The 20,962-nt window shown below is 61.6% G+C and carries 19 protein-coding genes and 1 pseudogene; 5 read left to right on the forward strand and 15 right to left on the reverse strand.

What is annotated here, in order from left to right:
- From BSK43_RS34320 to BSK43_RS34340, 5 genes are all read right to left on the reverse strand, one after another.
- Positions 1–888: a DMT family transporter gene (locus BSK43_RS34320; protein WP_077470264.1), complete on the reverse strand. Its 888-nt coding sequence runs from the start codon at positions 886–888 to the stop codon at positions 1–3.
- A 126-nt stretch (positions 889–1,014) separates the two neighbouring features.
- Positions 1,015–1,575, reverse strand: a complete 561-nt coding sequence (locus BSK43_RS34325; protein WP_077470265.1) for an NADPH-dependent FMN reductase — start codon at positions 1,573–1,575, stop codon at positions 1,015–1,017.
- Positions 1,576–1,656: 81 nt separating this feature from the next.
- Positions 1,657–2,883, reverse strand: coding sequence for an FAD-dependent oxidoreductase (locus BSK43_RS34330; protein ID WP_077470266.1), 1,227 nt, complete (start codon positions 2,881–2,883; stop codon positions 1,657–1,659).
- Positions 2,884–2,893: 10 nt separating this feature from the next.
- A complete protein-coding gene (locus tag BSK43_RS34335) occupies positions 2,894–3,208 on the reverse strand; it encodes a MocE family 2Fe-2S type ferredoxin (protein WP_077470267.1) in 315 nt (104 codons plus the stop codon).
- Between the two features lie 25 nt (positions 3,209–3,233).
- Positions 3,234–4,325, reverse strand: a complete 1,092-nt coding sequence (locus tag BSK43_RS34340) for a fatty acid desaturase family protein (protein WP_077470268.1) — start codon at positions 4,323–4,325, stop codon at positions 3,234–3,236.
- Positions 4,326–4,468: 143 nt separating this feature from the next.
- Between BSK43_RS34340 and BSK43_RS34345 the strand changes: the two genes are divergently transcribed.
- Positions 4,469–5,497: a LacI family DNA-binding transcriptional regulator gene (locus BSK43_RS34345; RefSeq protein ID WP_077470269.1), complete on the forward strand. Its 1,029-nt coding sequence runs from the start codon at positions 4,469–4,471 to the stop codon at positions 5,495–5,497.
- Positions 5,498–5,655: 158 nt separating this feature from the next.
- Positions 5,656–6,467, forward strand: a pseudogene (locus BSK43_RS34350) (TIM barrel protein).
- A gap of 34 nt (positions 6,468–6,501) precedes the next feature.
- Here the strand turns inward: BSK43_RS34350 and nikR are convergent.
- The 3 genes from nikR to cbiE all read right to left on the reverse strand — a co-directional run bounded on the left by nikR (position 6,502) and on the right by cbiE (position 9,038).
- Positions 6,502–6,939 (reverse strand): nickel-responsive transcriptional regulator NikR, encoded by a 438-nt coding sequence (gene nikR, locus BSK43_RS34355; RefSeq protein WP_068395344.1) that lies wholly within the window; start codon positions 6,937–6,939, stop codon positions 6,502–6,504.
- 79 nt (positions 6,940–7,018) lie between these two features.
- Positions 7,019–7,777 (reverse strand): precorrin-4 C(11)-methyltransferase, encoded by a 759-nt coding sequence (gene cobM, locus BSK43_RS34360; protein WP_077470271.1) that lies wholly within the window; start codon positions 7,775–7,777, stop codon positions 7,019–7,021.
- Between the two features lie 19 nt (positions 7,778–7,796).
- Positions 7,797–9,038, reverse strand: coding sequence for a precorrin-6y C5,15-methyltransferase (decarboxylating) subunit CbiE (gene cbiE, locus BSK43_RS34365; protein ID WP_077470272.1), 1,242 nt, complete (start codon positions 9,036–9,038; stop codon positions 7,797–7,799).
- Here cbiE and BSK43_RS34370 point away from each other — a divergent pair.
- A complete protein-coding gene (locus BSK43_RS34370; RefSeq protein WP_077470273.1) occupies positions 9,022–9,792 on the forward strand; it encodes a cobalt-precorrin-6A reductase in 771 nt (256 codons plus the stop codon). The two genes, cbiE and BSK43_RS34370, sit on opposite strands and share 17 nt — an antisense overlap.
- Here BSK43_RS34370 and BSK43_RS34375 read toward each other — a convergent pair.
- The 6 genes from BSK43_RS34375 to BSK43_RS34400 form a co-directional block, all read right to left on the reverse strand.
- The gene (locus BSK43_RS34375; protein ID WP_077470274.1) at positions 9,756–10,520 is read right to left on the reverse strand and encodes a precorrin-3B C(17)-methyltransferase; all 765 of its coding nucleotides are present in this window, start codon (positions 10,518–10,520) and stop codon (positions 9,756–9,758) included. The genes BSK43_RS34370 and BSK43_RS34375 overlap by 37 nt on opposite strands.
- A complete protein-coding gene (locus BSK43_RS34380) occupies positions 10,517–11,248 on the reverse strand; it encodes a precorrin-2 C(20)-methyltransferase (protein ID WP_205910702.1) in 732 nt (243 codons plus the stop codon). Before BSK43_RS34380 ends, BSK43_RS34375 begins: the two co-directional genes overlap by 4 nt.
- A gap of 2 nt (positions 11,249–11,250) precedes the next feature.
- Positions 11,251–11,883 carry a precorrin-8X methylmutase gene (locus BSK43_RS34385; RefSeq protein ID WP_077470276.1) on the reverse strand — a complete coding sequence of 211 codons (633 nt, stop codon included), beginning with the start codon at positions 11,881–11,883 and terminating at the stop codon, positions 11,251–11,253.
- 2 nt (positions 11,884–11,885) lie between these two features.
- Positions 11,886–13,325 (reverse strand): precorrin-3B synthase, encoded by a 1,440-nt coding sequence (cobG, locus tag BSK43_RS34390; protein ID WP_348641770.1) that lies wholly within the window; start codon positions 13,323–13,325, stop codon positions 11,886–11,888.
- Between the two features lie 49 nt (positions 13,326–13,374).
- Positions 13,375–14,151 carry a precorrin-6A synthase (deacetylating) gene (gene cobF / locus BSK43_RS34395; protein WP_077470278.1) on the reverse strand — a complete coding sequence of 259 codons (777 nt, stop codon included), beginning with the start codon at positions 14,149–14,151 and terminating at the stop codon, positions 13,375–13,377.
- A 61-nt stretch (positions 14,152–14,212) separates the two neighbouring features.
- Entirely contained in the window at positions 14,213–15,049 is an 837-nt protein-coding gene (locus BSK43_RS34400) for a helix-turn-helix transcriptional regulator (RefSeq protein ID WP_068395330.1), read from the reverse strand.
- A gap of 118 nt (positions 15,050–15,167) precedes the next feature.
- Here BSK43_RS34400 and BSK43_RS34405 point away from each other — a divergent pair, with 118 nt between their 5' ends.
- On the forward strand, positions 15,168–16,364 hold the full coding sequence (locus BSK43_RS34405; protein ID WP_077470279.1) for an MFS transporter: 1,197 nt from the start codon (positions 15,168–15,170) through the stop codon (positions 16,362–16,364).
- Positions 16,365–16,638: 274 nt separating this feature from the next.
- Positions 16,639–19,665, forward strand: a complete 3,027-nt coding sequence (locus tag BSK43_RS34410; RefSeq protein ID WP_077470280.1) for a glycoside hydrolase family 38 C-terminal domain-containing protein — start codon at positions 16,639–16,641, stop codon at positions 19,663–19,665.
- 22 nt (positions 19,666–19,687) lie between these two features.
- Here BSK43_RS34410 and BSK43_RS34415 read toward each other — a convergent pair whose 3' ends face one another.
- A complete protein-coding gene (locus BSK43_RS34415) occupies positions 19,688–20,938 on the reverse strand; it encodes a D-amino acid dehydrogenase (RefSeq protein WP_077470281.1) in 1,251 nt (416 codons plus the stop codon).
- Between the last annotated feature and the right edge of the window lie 24 nt (positions 20,939–20,962).

Genomic DNA, 20,962 nt, shown 5'->3' on the forward strand with positions numbered 1-20,962 from the left:
CTACGCCCTACCGGCCTTGAGGCGGGTTCTGGCCAGGGCATGTTCACGCCAGATCGTGAATATGCCCGCCGCCACCACGATGATCGCGCCCGCGATCATCGTGGCGCTCAGGCTTTCGCCGAATATCGCAACGCCGATGATGGCGGAAAAGACGAGTTGCAGATAAGTGAGCGGTTGGATCACCACCGCGTCCAGCAGATCGTAGGCGCGGATCAGGAAATAGTGGCTCGAGATGCCTGTCAGGCAAAGTATGCCCATGAAAGCCCAGTCCTGCGGCGCCAGCGTCGTCCAGAAAAACGGGCCGATGCAGCTCATCACGATGCCGCCGACGACGCCTGTGTAGAAGAAGCTGGTCTTGGCGCTGTCCTCGCGGCTGACATAGCGGGTGAGGACCACGTAAAGCGAGAAGAGCAGCGCACCGGCAAGCGGCATCAGGAAGCGTGTGTCGAAGAGGCCGCTCTCAGGTTTCAGGATCAGCAGAACGCCAACGAAGCCGCCGCAGATTGCCAGCCATCGCCGCCAGCCAACCTTCTCGCCGAGGATGGGTATGGACAGCATGGCCACCATCAACGGCCCCGACGACAGGATCGCCTGCGAACGGGCCAGGCCGACCATGACGAAGGACGAAATGACGACGACGATCTGCGCTGCAAGCAACAGGCCGCGCGCGATTTGCAGCACAGGCCGCCTGGTCCTGACGGCCGTGCGAAGACCACCCGGCGAGCGCGAGGCCAATGCGATGGCAAAGAGCATGAAGGCCCAATAACGGATCATCGCCACGAGAAGCGGCGGATAGGCGCTGACCAGATGTTTCGAGATGCCGTCCTGTATGGCGAATATGCTGATCGCCAACAGCGTGAAGACATAACCGGCTGTGTTAGATTTCATTTCGTTTCGAAGAAGATGTGCGGACCCCGGAGACGCCGGTCGCCCGACGCAGCGCTCACACTAGGCCATTCGCTTTCGCAATCATAGGCTTTGCTTTCGTCTTTTGCCCATGCACTGCCGACAGGATCAGCTCTTCTTGCGATCCGCGACAAAAGCGGTGAACCCTTCGATGAATTTGGCGAGGTTCTGCTTCACCTTGTCGTCGGCGATCCCGCCTTCCGCGTCGAAGACGCTGCCGGCGCGCGATACCATCAGCCGGCCGCCGAACCATGGATCGGCGCCGAGCGTGCGCAGCACCGTTAGCCAGGCGTTCTGGCTGAGGATCGTGCCGAAATTGCCGGGAGAGGCGCCGAGAACAGCAATCGGTTTCGCCCCAAAAACAAGAGCAATATCGTTGGAAGGTCGGCTCATCCAGTCGATGGCGTTCTTGAACACGCCCGGGAGCGAGTTGTTATATTCCGGCGTAAACAGGATCAGACCATTCGCCGATATGGCGAGGTCCTTGAGTTCCTGCACCTTCTCGGGGATGCCTTCTGCGGCTTCAAGATCGGCATCATAAAGCGGCACGCCATGAATGGTGCGCGCGACGAGCTCGACACCGCTCGGCGCCAGTTCGACGGCGGCATGAAGCAGGGCCGTGTTGAAGGAGCCTTTGCGCAGGCTGCCTGATATGCCGAGAATCTTCATCGCATCCCCCTGTGTCCGTTTGAGCGAGACATTTATGGTTCGGGGCCGTTCGTCAAGGGGTGGCGGTGATCTCGCCTTGCGTCATGCCGCAAGCAGGGACTTCAGCTTGATGCTGCTTGCCTCCAAGGCACCGGGATCAGGATGCGCGCGAGCGGCGATCAGCATTTCTGCGAGACGGATATCGCGCGCGACGGCATTGCCGCGGCCAATGCCGCTCGCGGCAAGAAGCCTGCCGCTTTCGTCGAGATGAAAGAGAATGAATGCGCTGTCGCCAAGATCGCGGCGGATATGCGTGGCCGCTCCGTCGGCGAGCCCGGCAATCTGCAATGTCAGGTCATACTGGTCGGACCAGAACCATGGCACGGCTGAGATTTCCGCGCCTTCTCCCAGCATGTTGGCGGCGGCCAGGTTTGCCTGCTCCTGCGCATTACGCCAGGATTCGAGCCGAACGCGTCGTCCGCCATAGAGCGCCAGCGGGAAGGAGCAGCAATCGCCGGCGGCATAGATATCGGAGGCTGAAGTCTCCAGCCGTTCGTTGATGGCGATACCATTGTCGATCGTCAGCCCGGCTGCCTCGGCAAGCCCGATATTCGGCGAGGCGCCGATGCCGACGAGCAGCAGGTCGGCAGGGATCATTTCACCATTGGCCAGCCTTATGATGACCTTGTCCGTCTCTTCCCTCACCTTATCGATGGTTTGACCGCAACGAACATTCACGCCCTCCAGCCGGTGGCGTTCCGTAATTGCCTCAGCGATTTCTTCCGGCACGCCGCGCTTCAGCACGCGGGGCAGACCCTCGATGACCGTAACGTCGGCACCCCGCATGCGCGCTGTTGCCGCCAGCTCGAGCCCAATGAAGCCACCGCCGATAATGGCGATGTGCCGACCCGGGTGGAGAGCGGCATGCAAAGCCACCGCATCCGCGTGGGTCCGCAGCACGCGGATGCGGTCGGAAGTGCCATCGGCACCCGGGAGACCGCGCGCGGTGGCTCCGGTTGCGAGCAGAAGCTTGTCGTAGCCAAGCATGTCTCCGTCTGCGAGCCTGATTGCTTTTGCGACAGGATCGATCGTTGTCACCGTCGTATCGAGCCTGAGGTGGATCGATTGCTCCTGGTAACGTTCCGATGCCGCGACGAATTTGGGGTCAGGTGCCTGACCCGATCCGTCTTTCGAAAGCGGCGGGCGTTCGTATGGGGCGATGGCCTCGGCACCGATCAGGGTGACGTCGCCGTCAAAGCCTTTTTCTCTGAGCGCGAAGGCTGCGCGAGCACCGCATTCTCCGGCCCCGACGATGACGAAATGAGCCACGATTGCCTCCTCAGAGTCCGATGAAAACTGTGCCGTCTTCGACCTTGACCGGATAGGTCTGCAGGTTGACGCAGACCGGCGCGCCCTTGGCCTCGCCGGTCCTGTAGTCGAAGCGGCCATTGTGCTTGGGACATTCGATGATGTTGTCCATGACCAGACCATCGGCAAGATGGATCTTTTCATGGGTGCACAGGCCGTCGGTGGCGAAGTAGTCGTCCTCGGGGCTGCGATAGACGGCAAAGGTTCGCCCATCATGGTCGAAGCGGATGACATCCTCTTCGTCGATCTCGCCTTCAGCGCAGACTTCGATCCAGTTGTTGCTCATGTTTTCCTCCCTTTGAGTGCCGTTATTATTGGGCTGCTGCCGGTAGTTCACTGTGGAATTCCTCGCGATAAGGCCGTGCCGTCGGCGGCAGTTCACGCTTCAGGAAGTAGTCCTCATTGCGTAGCTGCCGCAGGAAGGCCGGGATCATCTCGCGGTAGCCGGACCATATGGATGGGTTGGCCGCCGGCAGATCATGCTTGATCATCGCGTGCAGCTTCGGCAGGGCGTGATACGGCACCATCGGGAACATGTGATGTTCGACATGATAGTTCATGTTCCAATAGATGAAGCGGCTTACCGGGTTCATCATGACGCTGCGGCTGTTCAGCCTGTGGTCGATGACATTGTCGGCAAGGCCACCATGCTGCAGCAGGCCCGTCAGAACATGATGCCAGGCACCGTAGAGTCGGGGCAGGCCGATCAGCATCAGCGGCAGGATCGAGCCCATGGCAATCGCCGTCGCAACGGTCACGACATAGATGGCGAGCCAGATGCGGGCGATGCGGATGGCCTTTGGCTGCTCCATCTCGGGAATGAAGGTCTTTTCCGCGGCGCTGACGACGCCGGCTGAATTGCGCAGCATGTCGACCATGGCGTACCAGGCATCGAGGATGCCGACGAAGTTCAGGACAAGGCGGAAGAGATCAGGCGGCCGCATGACAGCAATCTCCGGATCGCAGCCGACGATGACCGTATCGGTGTGGTGGCGGGCATGGCTCCAGCGCCATGTCACCGGATTGCGCATGATCATGAAGCAAGCGATCTGATAGACCACATCGTTCATCCAACGGGTCTTGAACGCCGTGCCGTGGCCGCATTCGTGCCAGCGGCTGTCCGAGGCGGACCCATAAAGCACGCCATAGGCCAGGAAAAACGGGATACAGATCCATGAGCCCCAGAAGGTGATCCCGAGAGCTGCAAACAGCAGCATGCTGCCCAGCCAGATGATGGTGTCGCGGATCGCCGGCGCGTCGGAACGCTGCATCAGCGCCTTCATGTCCTTGCGCGGGATATCCGTGTGATACCATTCGGCGGCGGCAAGCCCGGTTTCCACCGCCCTTTTGCCGCTGGTGCCAAGCAGGCTGTAATCCCGTTTGATTATCTCAGTCATCGCCATCTCCCGCGGCACGCAACAGCACGCCGCCCTCATGTCGAAAACGATAGATCGAGTTTTCGCTTGCCTCAATGAGGGAATGATGGAATCTATCAAAACATATCAAACTCTGATGTCGTCGATGAAGGCATATCTCAGGAGCAACCATGCGTCGCCCCACCATATCGGATCTCGCCAAGGCATCTGGCGTTAGCGTCGCCACCATTGATCGCGTCCTGAATGGACGTCATCGCGTGCGGGAGGAGACGGCAAGACGGGTTTATGAGGCGGCACAGGAAATCGGCTATCATGCAGTCGGTCTCCTGCGTCAGCGAGTCTTCGAAGATCTGCCGCAATATCGACTGGGTTTCGTCCTGCAGAAGCCGGTTCAAGCCTTCTACCAGGCTTTCGCCAAGGAGGTCGTCGTGGCGGCGCAGGCGGTCACAACAGCCCGGATCAACGCTCTTGTGGATTTCGTGCCGGCTTCGACGCCAACGGCTATCGTCGAGAGAATGAAGGCGATGGCTGCGCGCAGCCAGGCGATCGCGCTCGTCGCGCCGGATTATCCAGCCGTCACGGCTGCAATCGAGGAGCTGAAGGAGAAGGGCATTGCGGTCTTTTCCCTGCTGTCCGATTTTTCCACCACCGCGCGGCAGGGCTACATCGGCGTCGACAATCGCAAGGTGGGACGCACCGCGGCCTGGGTTATCGCGCGTTCGGCGCGTCGGCCCGGCAAAGTCGCCTGCTTCGTCGGCAGTCATCGCTTTCTTGGCCACGAGCTGCGCGAAATCGGCTTTCGAAGCTATTTTCGTGAGAACGCACCGGAATTCGAGGTGCTCGATACGCTGATCAATCTCGACACACCGGAGATCACCCATGAAGCGACGCTCGATCTCCTGCAAAAGCATCCTGATCTCATCGGTTTCTATGTCTGCGGCGGCGGCATGGAGGGCGCGATTTCAGCGATCCGTGAAGAGCATCTGGCGGGCAAGCTGATCGCGGTCGTCAACGAACTGACACCAGAATCGAAGGCGGCGCTTGCCGACGATGTCGTTACCATGGCGATCGGCACGCCGCTCCCGGCTCTGTGCAAGGAACTGATGAGCCTGATGATGAAGTCGATCGAAAGCGATGCAACGGTCATCCCCGGACAAAGCGTCTTGCCCTTCGAAATCTTCGTCTCGGAAAACATCTAGCGCGAATGATGTAATTCTATCATTTCTGGGATAATTCTATCAAAAATGATGGTGATGGCCGATGGATTGCGATCATGAATCTCGCTAGTCCTTCGCTGGCTGGCGCAAGGGGTCGAGATATCTTTCCCGGCCATCGGTCTTGAGGAGGAGTGCCCATCATGAGTTCCATTCGTTTCGCGCTTAATCATATGTGCGCGCCGTCGCTTCCCCTGGAGACATTCTTTGCCGCTGCAAAGCAGCTCGGCATCGAGAGCGTCGAGATCCGCAATGATCTGGCCGGAAATGCCATCCTGGACGGCACGCCGGCATCAGCCGTCAAGGAGCTTGCAGCGCGCCATGGGCTTGCCATCATCTCGATCAACGCGCTGCAGCGCTTCAACGAGTGGACTGAGGAGCGCGCGAACGAGGCGGCCGAGCTGATCGCCTATGCGCGCGATTGCGGTGCCGCGCCTTGGTGCTTGTTCCGGTCAACGACGGCAGCGGCCGCGAGCCGGACGTGCGTCGTGCCAATCTCCGAAAGGCGCTGTCGGCCCTGAAGCCGATGCTGGAGGCTGCCGGCATCATCGGTCTCGTCGAGCCGCTCGGCTTCGAAATCTGCTCTCTGCGACTGAAGAGCGAAGCGGCCGAGGCGATCGACGAACTCGGGGCAAAGTCGACCTTCTGCCTGGTGCACGATACCTTCCACCATCATCTGGCCCGTGAGACCGCGATTTTCCCTGAGCTGACGGGCCTGGTCCATATTTCCGGCGTCAGCGATCCCGACGTATCGGTTGCCGACATGCGCGATCCCCATCGCGTTCTGGTCGATGCCAGCGATCGCCTCGATAACGTCGGGCAGCTGCGAGCGCTGCTGTCTGCCGGCTATGCCGGCCCTGCATCCTTCGAACCCTTTGCCCCGACAGTTCATGCTTTGACGGAGCCCGTCGCGGCGATCAAGGAAAGCATGGCGTATGTGACGGGCAAACTCTGAAGGCCGCAGTTGTCCGCGGGCAACTGAGCCGTGCTCAGTCGTGCGAATGTGTGCCCGAGTGATGCGGACCATGTTCCGATGGAATGAGATGCAGGTTTCCGAAGCGCACACCGCGTTGGGTGATCACGCTGTCGGCAAAGCTTTGTATCTCATCCGCCTTGCCCTTTAGCACCGAGACCTCAAGACAATCATGTCCGTCGATGTGGACGTGAAGGGTTGAGACCGAGAGGTCATGGTGGTCATGCTGCGCCGTCGTCAGCCGGCGCGACAGGTCGCGGGTCTCGTGCTCATAGACATAGGTGAGCGCCGCAAAGCAATTGGCTTCGCCATCGATGGCCGGTTGAGCGCGGGTCACGGCATCGCGAACGAGATCGCGCAGCGTTTCCGAGCGGCTTGCATAACCGCGCTGCACGCTGATCTTGTCGATCGTCTCCAGAAGATCATCATCGATGGTGATGGTAATGCGCTGCATATCGTGATCCTCTTTTGCCCCAAGCTTTGTTGGAATCGACTAGAGGAAATTTCGGCATGTTTTGCAACCAGGTGCATCGCTATTGCCGGCCACGGAAACGGCGCTGATAGGTCGGATCGTAGAGTGAGCTCTCACGGAAATCGCTGGCGCCGAGCGATGGGCCGACGAAGATCAGGGCGGTCCGTTCGATCGGTTCCGCCGCCACCTGCGCCTCGATCGTGCCAAGCGTGCCGCGAAGGATCCGCTCGTCCGGCCAGGAAGCCTTGACGACGATCGCAACGGGGCAATCCGCACCATAAAGCGGCGTCAGATCCTCGACGACTTTTGCGAGCGCATGGATCGCCAGATGGATGGCGAGTGTCGCGCCGGTAGCGCCGAATTTTTCCAGCGTCTCATTGTTCGGCATCGGCGAGGCGCGACCGGAAACGCGGGTGAGAACGAGGCTCTGCGCAACGGCAGGGATGGTCAGTTCGCGTCCAAGCGCGGAGGCGGCGGCGGCGAAAGCGGGAACGCCTGGTGTCAGCGTATAGTCGATGCCATGCTGCTCAAGCCTGCGGATCTGTTCGGCCACAGCGCTCCAGACGGAAAGGTCGCCGGAATGCAGGCGCGCGACATCCTCGCCCGCTGCTGCTGCTTTCAGATACTCCGCCTCGATCTCGTCCAGCGACATTGGCGCGGTGTCGACGATGCGGGCGCCGGGCGGGCAATATTGCAGCAATTCCGGCGAAACGATCGAGCCGGCATAGAGGCAGACCGGGCATTTGCCGATCAGGTCGCGACCGCGAACCGTGATCAGGTCCGCAGCCCCTGGGCCTGCGCCGATGAAATGCACCGTCATTGCTTTACCTCGTCTCTATTCATGGCTTGATCCAGGACCATTGCGTCACCGGCATGGCCGGCCGCCAGCCGGTCATGCGGCCGACGGGAGCGGCCCGGGCGATGTCGATGCGGACCAGGGAGCCGCCCCGCCGCGCGTGCTCGATGAGCAGAATGGCTTCCATTTGGGTCGTGACTGCATTGGCGACCAGCCTGCCACCGCTCTTCAACTGACTGATAGCGACGTCGAGCACACCCGCATCGCTGCCGCCGCCACCGATGAAAATGGCATCGGGCGTCGCCAGTCCCGCAAGCGCACCCGGCGCCTCTCCCTCGACGATGGTCAGGCCTGGCACGCCGAAGTTGCTGGCATTGCGCCGGATGCGGGCGGCTCGCTCGCTCGAAGCTTCGATGGCGATGGCGCGCAGCGATGGGTCTGCGAGCATCCATTCGATGCCGATCGAGCCGGAACCGGCGCCGATATCCCACAGCAGCTCGCCACGACGTGGCGCCAAAGCAGACAGCGTCATCGCGCGTATCTCGCGTTTGGTGATCTGGCCGTCATGCTCGAAAAGCTCATCGGCAAGGCCGGCGATGACCGGCAGGATGCGGGCGCTTTCGTCAGCCTTGACCTCAATGCCGCAGATATTGAGGTCGTTGATATCGCCGAGCGCAAAGTCGACCGCTTTTTGCTGCGAAACCTTCTCCTGCGGCCCACCGAGCGCCTCGAGAACCGTTAGCGTCGACTGACCAAAGCCGGTGGCGAGCAGCAAAGCGGCTAGAGCGGCCGGGCCCTCGCCATCGGATGTCAGCGCTAGAATCTTGCGGCCCGGATGCAGATGCGGACGGATGAGATCGATCGGGCGGCCGTGCAGCGAAAGGGTAGTCACATCCTGCAAGGGCCATCCAAGCCGTGAAGCCGCAAGGCTGAAGGAGGAGGGGGCGGGAATGACCATCATTTCGGAAGCGGGGATGTGCCGCGAGAGCGTCGCACCGACGCCATAGAAGAAGGGGTCGCCGGAGGCGAGCACAACGGTCGGTTTGCCACGAAGGGCGAGGACCGCATCCACCGATTTCTCGAACGGGCTCAGCCATGTCTGCACCTCGCCGGTGATCAGCGGCTGCATCAATTCGATATGGCGTGCCCCGCCGAAGACCATAGGTGCAGAAGCAATCAGCCGCTTGGCCTCATCACCAAGGCCGGCTGGACCGTCTTCGCCGATGCCGATAAGAGTGAGCCAGCGTTGAACTGAAGGTGTCTCAGCCATGGGCAAGGCTCGCATTCTGATCCTGGGCGGCACGACGGAAGCCCGTGCGCTGGCGGCAGCACTTGCCCCCCGCGCCGATCTTGACGTTGTCCTGTCGCTGGCCGGCCGAACCGCCGATCCGGCTCCACAGCCGGTTCCGGTGCGCAGCGGCGGCTTCGGCGGCGCGGAGGGTCTTGCCAGCTATCTCCAGGACGAAGGGATCGATCTGATGATCGATGCAACCCACCCTTTCGCGGCTCGCATCTCCGCTAATGCCGCACAAGCGGCTGCTCAAAGCGATGTTGCGGCCTTTGCGCTGCGCCGCTCGGCCTGGGTGCCTGTCGAAGGAGATGTCTGGCTTTCCGTTCACAGCGTCCCGCAGGCCATCGCCGCGCTCGGTGCGGCGCCGTGGCGAGTGTTCCTCGCGACCGGGCGGCAGGAGGCTCACTATGCCGATGCCGCTCCCCATCATCACTATTGGGTTCGCAGCGTCGATCCGGTAGAGCCGCCGCTGACGGCTCCCGATGTCTGCTATATCCATAGCAGGGGGCCGTTCCGGCTGGAGGATGAGCTGGAGATGCTGCGCGGGCATGGCATCGACGTAATCATCGCCAAGAACAGCGGCGGCGATGCCACCTATGCGAAGATCGAGGCTGCGCGGCAGCTTGGCATCAGGGTGATCATGATCGAACGCGCCGAGGCGACCGGCCTGCCGGCGGTCGAAACACTCGAAGCTGCGCTCGATCGGATCGATCATCTCGTCTCTTCCCTGATGAAGCGTGGCGTGTAGACCAGATCCGGGCGTCCTTCGCGGGCAATGACGCGCGTCTCGGCCGAGCCGATGATGACGCAGGTCGCCATATCGGCCTGCGACGCCTCAGCATCCGCCAGCCGCGCAATCGTCAGCCGCTCATCCGGGCGGCCGGCTGCTCGACCGAAGATGACGGGCGTGTCTGCAGGCAAGGTGGTGCGCAGGATTTCGAAGGCTGTGCCGAGCTGCCAGGGCCGCGCCTTGCTGATGGGATTATAGAGCGCAATGACGAGACCGGCCTGGGAGACGGCGCGGAGCCGGCTTTCGATAATGGGCCACGGCTTCAGATTGTCCGACAGCGAAATCGCGCAGAAATCATGACCCAGCGGCGCGCCGATGCGGGCGGCAACGGCGAGCATGGCGGTAATTCCCGGCACGACGACAAGGTCTACCTTATGCCATTCCTCCGGTCCGTGATCGATCGCTTCGCAGACCGCCGCAGCCATGGCAAAGACGCCGGGATCGCCACCTGAGACGACGCAGACATTGGCTCCCGCACCAGCGCGATCCAGTGCCGCCTTGGCGCGGTCCAACTCTTCGCGATTGTCCGAGGCATGGCGGATCTGATCGGCGCGAAGCGTCAGGCGATCCAGATAGGGGCCATAGCCGAAGAACTCGGTAGCGTCCGCAACAGCTGCTAACGCTTCCGGCGTGGTCTGCTCTGGGTTGCCGGGTCCCGTGCCGATAACATAGAGGCGCCCGCTCATGGCCTGCCTTCCCATCCTGGGACCAGCACCAGCGAGAAGTACGGCGCCTCGGCATCGTCGCGGCTTGCAAGCGGAGTCATCGCCCCGTTCGTCATCGTGCCGCGCTCGACATAGATGGCCTCGTTCAGCCGGCCGGCCAGTTCCAGCGCGCGGCGGATCTTCGGCAGGTTGCGGCCCACCTTCATGATCACGGCGGCCTGCGTATCGCCGAGGCGTCGGGCCAGTTCTGTCTCCTTCATCGTTCCCGGCAAAACCGAGAGAACGTCGTCTCCCTGCACCATCGGCAGGCCGGCGAGCGACCAGCAGCCGGACATGGCCGTTACGCCGGGTATGACCTCGGTCGGGAAGCGATCGGCCAGGCGCACATGCAGATGCATGTAGGAGCCGTAGAAGAGCGGATCGCCTTCGCTGAGCACGGCAACAGTCTTGCCCTCGCGCAGATGTGCCGCCACCATCTCGGCGGAGGCATCGTAGAAGGCGGTGATCTGCCTTCCATATTCCGGTGCGTCCTTGTCGATCTCCGTCGTGACGGGATAGTAGAGCGGCAGCAGCGTCACATCTGCCTTCAGAAATTCGCCGACGATCGCCTTTCCGTTGCCGCCTCTGCCCTGCTTGGCGAAGTAGGCGACCACGTCGGCGCGCTCCAAGGCTCTGACAGCCTTGATCGTCAACAGTTCCGGATCGCCCGGACCGGTGCCGACGCCGATCAACTGTCCGCTGGATGACATGCTCATAGGCCCGGCCTCGCCAAAGCATTGAGGGCAGCGGCCGTCATGGCACTGCCGCCGAGGCGGCCGCGGACGATGGCAAAGGGAACGCCGTAGGAATTCTCCGCAAGGGCATCCTTGGATTCCGCCGCGCCGACGAAGCCCACGGGCATGCCGATGATGGCGGCAGGCTTCGGAGCGCCATCGCGCAGCATTTCCAGGAGGTGGAAGAGAGCAGTCGGCGCATTGCCGATGGCAACCACAGAACCGGCAAGGCGTTCGGCCCATAGATGCATGGCGGCAGCCGAGCGCGTGTTGCCGATGGACTTTGCGATGTCGGTGGTGCGCGGATCCTGCAGCGTGCAGATCACCTCGTTGGCAGCCGGCAGACGGGCACGGGTAACGCCGCGGGCGACCATTTCCGCATCGCAGAAGATCGGCGCGCCGGCAGAAAGCGCCTTGCGGGCTGACGAGACAAAATTGGGGGAGAAAAGAAAGTGTTCAGCCGCTTCCACCAATCCGCAGGCATGGATCATGCGGACAGCGACATCGGCCTCGGCTTCGGGAAAACGCGACAAGTCTGCTTCGCTGCGGATGATCGCGAAGGAGCGTTCATAGATCGCATCCCCCTCGCGGATATAGTCATAGTCAGGCATTTCTATCCCTGTCGTAAAGCCGTCGCGATTGCGTCCCGGCCGAGCCGTTTAAGACACTGCCCGGCCGATTCGCCAGCAGCTTTGTTGTTTCGCACCAGATCACCGAGTTCGGCCAGTGCTGATTTCAGCTTGTCCCTGCCGATGTAGGTCACCGGCTCGCTCGATGCTGACCCATTTACGACAATACCATAGCCCGTTGTAGCCCCGACGATCGTAAGCATCGCCTCACCTGGATGGGCGCAGCCCTTTTCGCAGCCCGACAGATGCACGTCGAGCGAACCGTCGAGCAATTCCGGGGCGATGCGAACAAGATCGGTCGCGGCATGTCTTGTGACATAATGAGCGGAAGCACAAGCGCCCGCGCCTGAGCAGGGAATGGCATAATTCGCCGGGTCATCAGCGCGGGTTCGAAAGCCACAGTCAGCTGCTGCCTTGCGCAATTGTTCCGCTGCATTTGATGACAGCCCCAGCAACAGCATCGCATGTTCGGGCGCCGTGCGGATCTCATGGACACCAGCCATCTCCGCAACGGCGAGAAAGCGGCGAAGCTGCACGGCGTGGATCTGGCCGAAGGACGGGCGCAGTCCGAGGACGCTGCGCTCTTCATCGAGGGAGATGACGCCGACGGGTGAGACGGATGGGTCTCGCACATCGCGTGTACGGTAGCCGTCGAACTGAAACAGGGCGCGCAGGGCCTCTGTATCGAGGTCGCGGCCACGAGCGCCAGGGCCGATGTTTCCAAGGGTTTGCAACAGCAAGATCACGGCTGCGATCGCCTGTCCGTCCGGGAGGACCGCCGCAATCGGCTTTGCCGTTGCGGCCGTGCCGGATACTGCGAGGGTCCAAAGAGGCGGGCCATCGGCGGAGATTTCCGCTCGCAGCCGGATATCGGCCGAGAGCCCGTCCAGTGTCAGCCGCCCACCGCCATCGATGATAACAGTCAGTTTGGCCGCGAGGAGCGGCCTTGGACGAAGTGCCTCGATCGCCTGCCGGAGGCGGGTAGCCAAATCACGCGCGTCAGCGATCTCGAGCGGGTCCAATCCGCTGAGTGGCGGCACCTCTATGGCAACACCACTCTCGGGAACGATATCGGCGCGGTCGATATCGGCAGCCAGCCCTTCCATGCTCTGCGGGGTCATGCCGCGTAGCTGGAGATTGCCGCGCGCGGTGATCTCGATCAATCCGTTGCCGTGCGCTTCGGCAGCATCGGCCAGCGCTCGAAATTGGGCGACGGTCAATCCCGGCGTCGCCGGGCGAAGCCGCACGAGCAGGCCATCGCCCGTTTGCATCGGTGCGCTTAGAGATGGACAGGCGCCACGGACCATGGAGGGCCGGGGCGATGCAGCGGCACGCGGTTCGGCGTTCTCTTGCGAGACGCACGCTTGCCCTTCCATCCTCTGCCCTTTGGTCGCAACCATGAGACTGTCCTTCATAAAGGACATTTCCTTGCACAAAGGCGATCGGCGAGCAAATGAATTGGCCTCTTGTCGCTCATTCCCGATCGTCGAAATCGTGCCCCTTGCGCATGAGATAGATGTCCATGATCCATCCGTGTCTGGCGCGCGCCTGCTTGCGTGTCGAAAGGATGCGCTCGGAAACATCCACCAGCCTGCCGGCGATGATGATCTCGTCTTTCGTTCCGAGATAGGCTCCCCAATAGATATAGGCGTCGGGGTCGTCGATCTTGCTGAATGCCTGCTCGCCGTCGAGCATGACGACGGCCGTTTCGGCAATGCCTGGAAAGCTCTTGGCCAGCCGCCTGCCCGTGGTGATCTGCACCGGCTTGCCGACGAGGTTGAGGGGAATGCGGTGGCTTGCGGTCAGCGCCTGGATGCTGGTGATGCCGGGAATGACGCTGTAATCGAGTGCCACCTTGCCACGCCCGCTGACGCGGTCGATGATGCGCAGCGTGCTGTCGTAGAGACCCGGATCGCCCCAGACGAGGAAGGCTGCACTTTCGCTGTCCGTCAGATGCTGCAGAAACAGCCGTTCATAAGTTGCCGAAATCGCTTCGTGCCACTCGTCGACACTCTCAACATAGCTGCGATCGGCCGTCTGGCGCGAGGGTACATCGTAGTCAACAAAGCGCGTCGCCTTGTTGCTGACATAACGATTGCAAATCTCCCGGCGAACGTCGGCAAGTTCCGCCTTTGCCGCGCCCTTGCTGGGAATGAAAATGACATCGGCAGCATTCAGTGCATTGATCGCCTGCACGGTCAGATGTTCGGGGTTCCCCGTGCCAATACCGACGATGTGAATATGCCGCATGTGCTTGTCCTCGCTCTCAGCGCTCTTTGCCGGAAGCGCCTGGTCATTTCAATAGGAGCTTTCAGGTCGATTGCCGGTCGAAGGTCCAGCGGTTGACCATGTAGGCTCTCGGGGGCGTGCCGAGCACGCGCCGGAACATGGTGGTAAAGGCGGCCACGCTTTCGTAGCCAGCTTCAAGCGCGACGTTGGTGACGGGCTGGCCCTCGGCCAGCCGCGGCAGGCAGGCAAAGACGCTTGCCTGCTGGCGCCATGTCGTGAAGCTGATGCCGGTTTCCTTACGGAACTGCCGCGTGAACGTCCGCCGGCTCATGGCAAGCTTCTCGGCCCAGTCGTCCAGTCTGGCGTTTGGCGATGGGTTGGCGAGATAGTCGCGGCAGAGCGCGGTCAGCCGGCGGTCAGAGGGGAAGGGGAGGCCGAGCGGGCGTTCGGGCAGCGTCGCGATTTCCTCGACAAGCAGCGACAGGACCAGCTTGGCCTTTCGATGGCTGGCCGGTGCTTCCCCCAAGCGAATGGCCTCCAGCAACAGGCTGCGGGCGAGATCCGTGACTTCGACGACGCGCGGAGCCTCCTCCTTCGCGGGCTGGCCGCGCGGCATCACATAGACGGATTTCATGCTGACATCGCTCAGGATCTCGATCGAATGTTCGAGGCCGACTGGAATGAACAGGGCATGACCAGGCGGTACCATCCAGCGGCCCCGCGCTGTCATGATCAGGGCGACGCCGGCGAAGATGCAGAGCAATTGCGTGCGCCGATGATGGTGCCACGGAACGGTGTAGCCCTGTGGTGGCTCGGCGCTGTGAACGAGCACATCCGCAGGTGATTCCTCCATCCAGCGCATGTTCTGCACATGGTCTTTGTCGAGGGTCGCCAGCAACTGCTTCGATAGCTTTTCCATATTGGCCCAATCGCGAAACTATTGGACCAAAACACGAAAGAAGGACAACGGCAAGCCGTGTAAAAGGCGGATCAAACACTATGGTCGGCGGAGTTGTCGGCGCTGGAAGGAAATCCCAATGGTTGCGGCGTTTTCGGGTGCGCAGACCCGATTCGAGAAGACGACGATCTCGATCGTGGTGGCTGTCAGCACTTGCCACTTGCTGAACGACATCATGCAATCGCTGCTGACGTCGCTCTATCCGATGTTCAGAGAGAATTACTCACTCGATTTCGTCCAGATCGGCCTGCTGACGATGATGTTCCAGATTACCGCGTCGCTGCTGCAGCCGGTGGTCGGCATCGTGACGGACAAGTGGCCGATGCCCTATTCGCTGCCAGTGGGCATGGTCAGCACATTCTTTGGCCTCGTGTTGCTGGGCTATGCCGGGAGCTTCGGAATGTTGCTGGTCGCCGCCAGCCTGATCGGCTTCGGCTCGGCCGTCTTTCATCCCGAAGCCTCGCGTGTGGCGCGTCTCGCCTCCGGCGGCCGTCATGGGTTGGCTCAATCGCTGTTCCAGCTCGGCGGTAATGCCGGCTCGGCCATCGGGCCGTTGATTGCAGCCTTCTTCGTTCTTCAGCATGGCCAGACGAGCGTCGCCTGGCTTTCGGTGCTCGCCGTTATCGGCTTCATCGTTCTGAGCTGGGTCGGCAACTGGTTTGTCAACCATCGCCGCCAGCAATCGGCGCGCCCTGCGCCGAGCCGCACCTTGCCGATCGCCCGTAACAAGGCGATGTGGGCGCTTGCAATCCTCATCCTGTTGACGGCGACGAAGAACGTCTACATGGCGAGCATATCGAGCTACTTCACCTTCTACGTCATCGAGAAGTTCCACCTTGATGTCCGCGACGCCCAGCTGATGCTGTTCCTCTTCCTCGGCTCCGTGGCCGTCGGAACGATCATGGGCGGCCCGGTGGGTGACCGTCTCGGCGCACGCTTCGTCATCTGGTTCTCGATCCTCGGCGTCATCCCCTTTGCGCTGTTGATGCCCTATGCGGATCTGTTCTGGACCTGCGTCCTGACCGTCGTGATCGGGCTCATCTTCGCTTCGGCTTTCCCGGCGATCGTGGTCTTCGCGCAGGAACTGATCCCCGGCCGCGTCGGGCTGATCGGCGGCATTTTCTTCGGCTTCGCCTTCGGTGCTGGCGGCCTCGGCGCGGCGGCCCTCGGAGATTTTGCCGACACACATGGCATTTCCTTCGTCTATACGATCTGCTCCTATCTGCCGCTGCTCGGCCTGTTCACGATTTTCCTGCCGCGCATACCGCGGCATTGACCCAGGCCGGCAGAGCTGGTGGCTCTGCCTGCTTCCTTGTTTATTCAGGATAAAATTCTCTGCCCGCCGGTAATTTCTCCGATCGACACTGGCTATCTGACATGTCTTCATCCTAAGTTGCTGATGCGCTGCGGGTGGGAGGCCATTGAATGCACGTGGACATAAAGTCTGCGCCAAGGATGCGCCTGCCGCTCTGGTTTCCTTCCGACCGCGACACATATGCCCGTGATAGCTCATCCCGATTTGCGTTGACATCGAACCCGGTAGGACAGCCATGTTTCTCAGCCTCGCCCAGCGTTTGGATCGCCTGAAGGTACGTACCGCAGAGCTCGACCATTGGCGGGAACGCAGCACGTTAGCTATTGAAGGCTGTACGTTCGGCGGCGAGGAGATTGCCATCGGCCAGGTCTGGCCGCATCGCAATGGCGTCGTGCATTTTGCCGCGCAAGCCAGCGTACCGGCCGATTGGCCTCTTGAGGAGACACGTCTGCAGCTCGATCTCGGCGGGGAGAGCCTGATAACGCTCGACTTTGGAGAGGGGCAGCAGGAGAGCTTTGGTCTCGATCCCTATCATCAGGAATTCCCGTTGAAGGGTCGCAATCTGGCGATCAGCACTGACAGCGTTGCCCGCTTTCCCTTCGGTGAGCCGAACCGACAGCCGAAGCTGAACCGTGCCCGCCTCGCCTGGCTGGATCTGCCGGTCCATCGGCTGCATCTCCTGCTGCGGCAGATTGCGGAGGCAATCGGTGCGCTCGGTGAGCACGAGGTGGTGCCGCATATGCTGGATGCCGCAGAGGCTGCGCTGCGCAGCCTCGATTGGCCGTCTGCAACCGAACCCTATATCTCGCGCACGGCCGGTGCCGAGGGCCAGAGAAAGATCTGGGAATTGCCGGAACTCATTGAGAGCCCTCAAGCCCTCTCCGACCGTGAACGCCGAAGCGTGGCAGAGGCTTATCAGCAATTGCTGGCCCGCTTGAGCACACTCCAAGAGCGCTACCCTCAAAACGGTGAGTTGCTGCTGACCGGCCATGCCCATATCGATCTTGCCTGGCTTTGGCCTTACGACGAGACGCGTCGGAAGATGCGCCGCACGTTTCATACCGCTCTGTCATTGATGGAGCGTTCTCCGGATTTCCGCTTCAACCAGTCGACGGCGCATTACTATGCCCAGATCGAAGCCGACGATCCCGAGCTGTTTGCCCGGATCAAGGAGAAGGTTGCGGCGGGCTCCTGGGAAGTGATCGGCGGCATGTGGGTCGAGCCGGATACGAACATGCCGACAGGCGAGAGCCTGGTTCGGCAGATCCTCTACGGCCAGCGTTATTTCGAGAAGACCTTCGGCGCGCGCCATACCATCTGCTGGCTGCCGGATTGCTTCGGCTTTTCCGGAGCTCTGCCGCAATTGCTGCGCCAGGGTGGGATCGAAAGCTTCTTCACCATCAAGGTCAATTGGAGCGAAACCAACAAGTTTCCCTATGACCTGTTCTGGTGGGAGGGTCTGGATGGCAGCCGTGTCCTCGCGCATGTCTTCGACAATCCGATGGAAGGCTATAATGGCTTCGTCCGGCCGGATTGCTTCCTGCCGACCTGGAAGAATTTTCACGGCAAGACGCTGCACGATACTTCGCTTCTGGCGGTCGGTTATGGCGATGGCGGCGGCGGGGTGACGCCGGAAATGGTGGAGCGAGAGGAGCAATTGCGCGCATTCCCGGCAATCCCCAAAGCGCGATGGGGCAAGGTGGCGGATTTCTTCACCAGCGCCCATGTGACTGCAGGCGAAAAGCGGCTGCCCACCTGGTCCGGCGAGATCTATCTGGAACTGCATCGCGCCACGCTGACGAGCCAGAGCGGGGTGAAACGGCTGCATCGCAGGGCGGAGCGAGCCCTGATCACGGCCGAGACCGTGTCGTCCATCGCGCATATGGCCGGAGCGGCGTCACCGACCAGCCTCGAGGCCAACTGGCGCGTGACGCTGAAGAATGAGTTCCACGACATTCTACCGGGATCGAGCATCCGCGAGGTCTATCAGGATGCGGAGCGGGAGCTTTCCGAGGTCATCGACCATGCCAAGGAAGTTCAGCGGCAGGCTATGGAAGCGATTGCTTCCGTCTTGCCGAAGGGCGACGTCGCGGATGCGATCGTTGTCGTCAATCCCTCGCTCGATGCCCGACCGCTCAATGCCGTGCTCGCCGATGGCTCGATCGTGTCGACCGGCGACAGCATTGAACCCTTGTCCATCCGTGTATTCGACCGCGCAGCTTTGAAGCCGGCTGTGGGATTGCGGGCTTCAGCGGATCAGCTGGAGAACGAGCATCTTGTCGTTGTCATCGGGGCCGATGGGGCCGTCCAGAGCCTCATTCACAAGGCGAGCGGGCGTGAGGCGCTGGCAGAACCGGTCAACCAGCTCTGGGTCTATCCCGTCGACAAGCCGCGCAATTGGGACGCCTGGGATATCGATGTCGACTATGCTGAAGCGGGCGTTCGTCTCGATAAGCCCGAAAGCATCGAGCTGATTGAAGAAGGCCCTCACAGAGCTTCCATCAAGGTGGTTCATCGCTATCGCGATTCCACCATCGTGCAGCACTATATCTTGACCGCCAATTCACGAAGGCTCGACATCGAGACCAGCATCGACTGGCACGACCGTCGCACGCTGCTTCGCTCTCTGAGCCCGGTGGCGATCCGCTCGCGAACGGCGACCTTCGAATGCGCCTATGGTGTCGTCAGCCGTCCGACACACACCAATACCAGCTGGGATGCGGCGATGTTCGAGGCGGTCGCGCACCGCTTTGTCGATCTGAGCGAACCGGATTTCGGCGTTGCCCTGCTCAACGATGCGAAATACGGCCACAGTGCCCGCGACAATGTGCTTGGTATCAGCCTGGTGCGCGGGCCGATCTATCCTGATCCGCTGGCGGATGAAGGTGAGCAGAGCTTCACCCATGCGCTCATGCCGCATGCCGGCGAATGGCATAGCGGCGGCGTGCGTGAGGAAGCCGAAGACCTGAACCAGCCGCTGATCGTCGCATCAGCTGCGAACCTGGCAGAGACATCATTTGCCGCACTCGATGTAACGGGAACGTCGGTTGCGCTTTCAGCCATCAAACCGACAGAAGACGGCGACGGGCTGGTCCTCCGCCTCTATGAGCCGGCCGGCCGTCGAGGCAGTTTATCTGTTCAAGCGGCGAACGGCTGGCGGATCGGCGATGCCGTCACGCTGATGGAGGAGCCGCAGGCCCGCGATGCCGGCCCCGATATCTTGCCCTTCGAGGTCAGGAGCTGGAGGCTGATCAGGCGATAATAGCTGCGTCGCGAGGCAGGCCTCAGGCGTAGCGGCTGATGGCAAGATCGGTCGCGTCGATATCCGGCTTGCGGCCGCTGACGAGATCGCTGATGACTCGCGCCGAGCCGGAACTCATGGTCCATCCGAGCGTGCCGTGTCCGGTGTTGAGGAACAGTCCCTTGACCTTCGTCGGTCCGATCACCGGCGTTCCGTCCGGGGTCATCGGCCGCAATCCCGACCAGAAGGACGCCTTGGCGACATCGCCGCCGGGGAAGAGATCGGTGACCGAATGCTCGAGCGTCTGCCGGCGGGGAAGGCCGAGATCATTGGTGTAGCCGGAAATCTCGGCCATGCCGCCAACGCGGATGCGATCGCCGAGACGGGTGATGGCGATCTTGTAGGTCTCGTCCATCACTGTGGATTCCGGAGCGCGCGAGGCATCGGTGATCGGGATGGTCAGCGAATAGCCCTTGACCGGATAGACGGAGAGCCGGATTCCAAGCGGCTTCAGCAGCAGCGGCGAATAGCTGCCGAGTGCAACGACGACCGCATCGGCGTCGACGCGCCCGCGATCCGTCAGGACGCCACGCGCCTGGCCGCCTTGTACGTCGAGGCCCTTGATCGTCGTTCCATACTGGAACTGGACTCCCAATTCGATTGCCTTGGCGGCCAACGCATTGGTGAACTTGAAGCAATCGCCCGTCTCGTCCTTCGGCGTCAGCAGGCCGCCGACGATCTTCTCGCGAACATGCCGGAGTGCCGGCTCGACGCGGATGCAGCCGTCGGGATCAAGCACTTCATAGGGGATGCCGTCGGCCGCCAGAGCCTTGACGTCTTTAGCGGAGGCATCGAGCTGGTGATGAGTGCGGAAAAGCTGCAGCGTGCCCTGCATGCGCTCGTCATAGGCAATGCCGGTTTCCTCGCGCACCTGAGCGAGCGAGATGCGGCTATAATCGGCGAGACGCAGCATCCGGCTCTTGTTGATCGCATAGCGTTCGGACGTGCAGTTCGACAGCATCTTGACCAGCCATGACAGCATGGCGGCATCGACCTTCGGGCGCAGGATCAGCGGTGCGTGATGCATGAACAGCCATTTGATCGCCTTCATGGGAATGCCGGGCGCCGCCCAGGGCGAGCAATAGCCGAAGGACACCTCGCCGGCATTGGCAAAGCTCGTTTCCAGCGCCGGGCCTTGCTGCCGGTCGATGACCGTGACCTCGTGGCCCGCCTTGGCGAGCTGATAAGCAGATGTCACGCCGATGATGCCGGCACCCAGAACGACGACTTTCATGATGTCCCCAGTGAATTGAGCAAT

It is taken from the genome of Rhizobium sp. P44RR-XXIV, from assembly GCF_001999485.2.
Classification (GTDB): Bacteria; Pseudomonadota; Alphaproteobacteria; order Rhizobiales; family Rhizobiaceae; genus Rhizobium.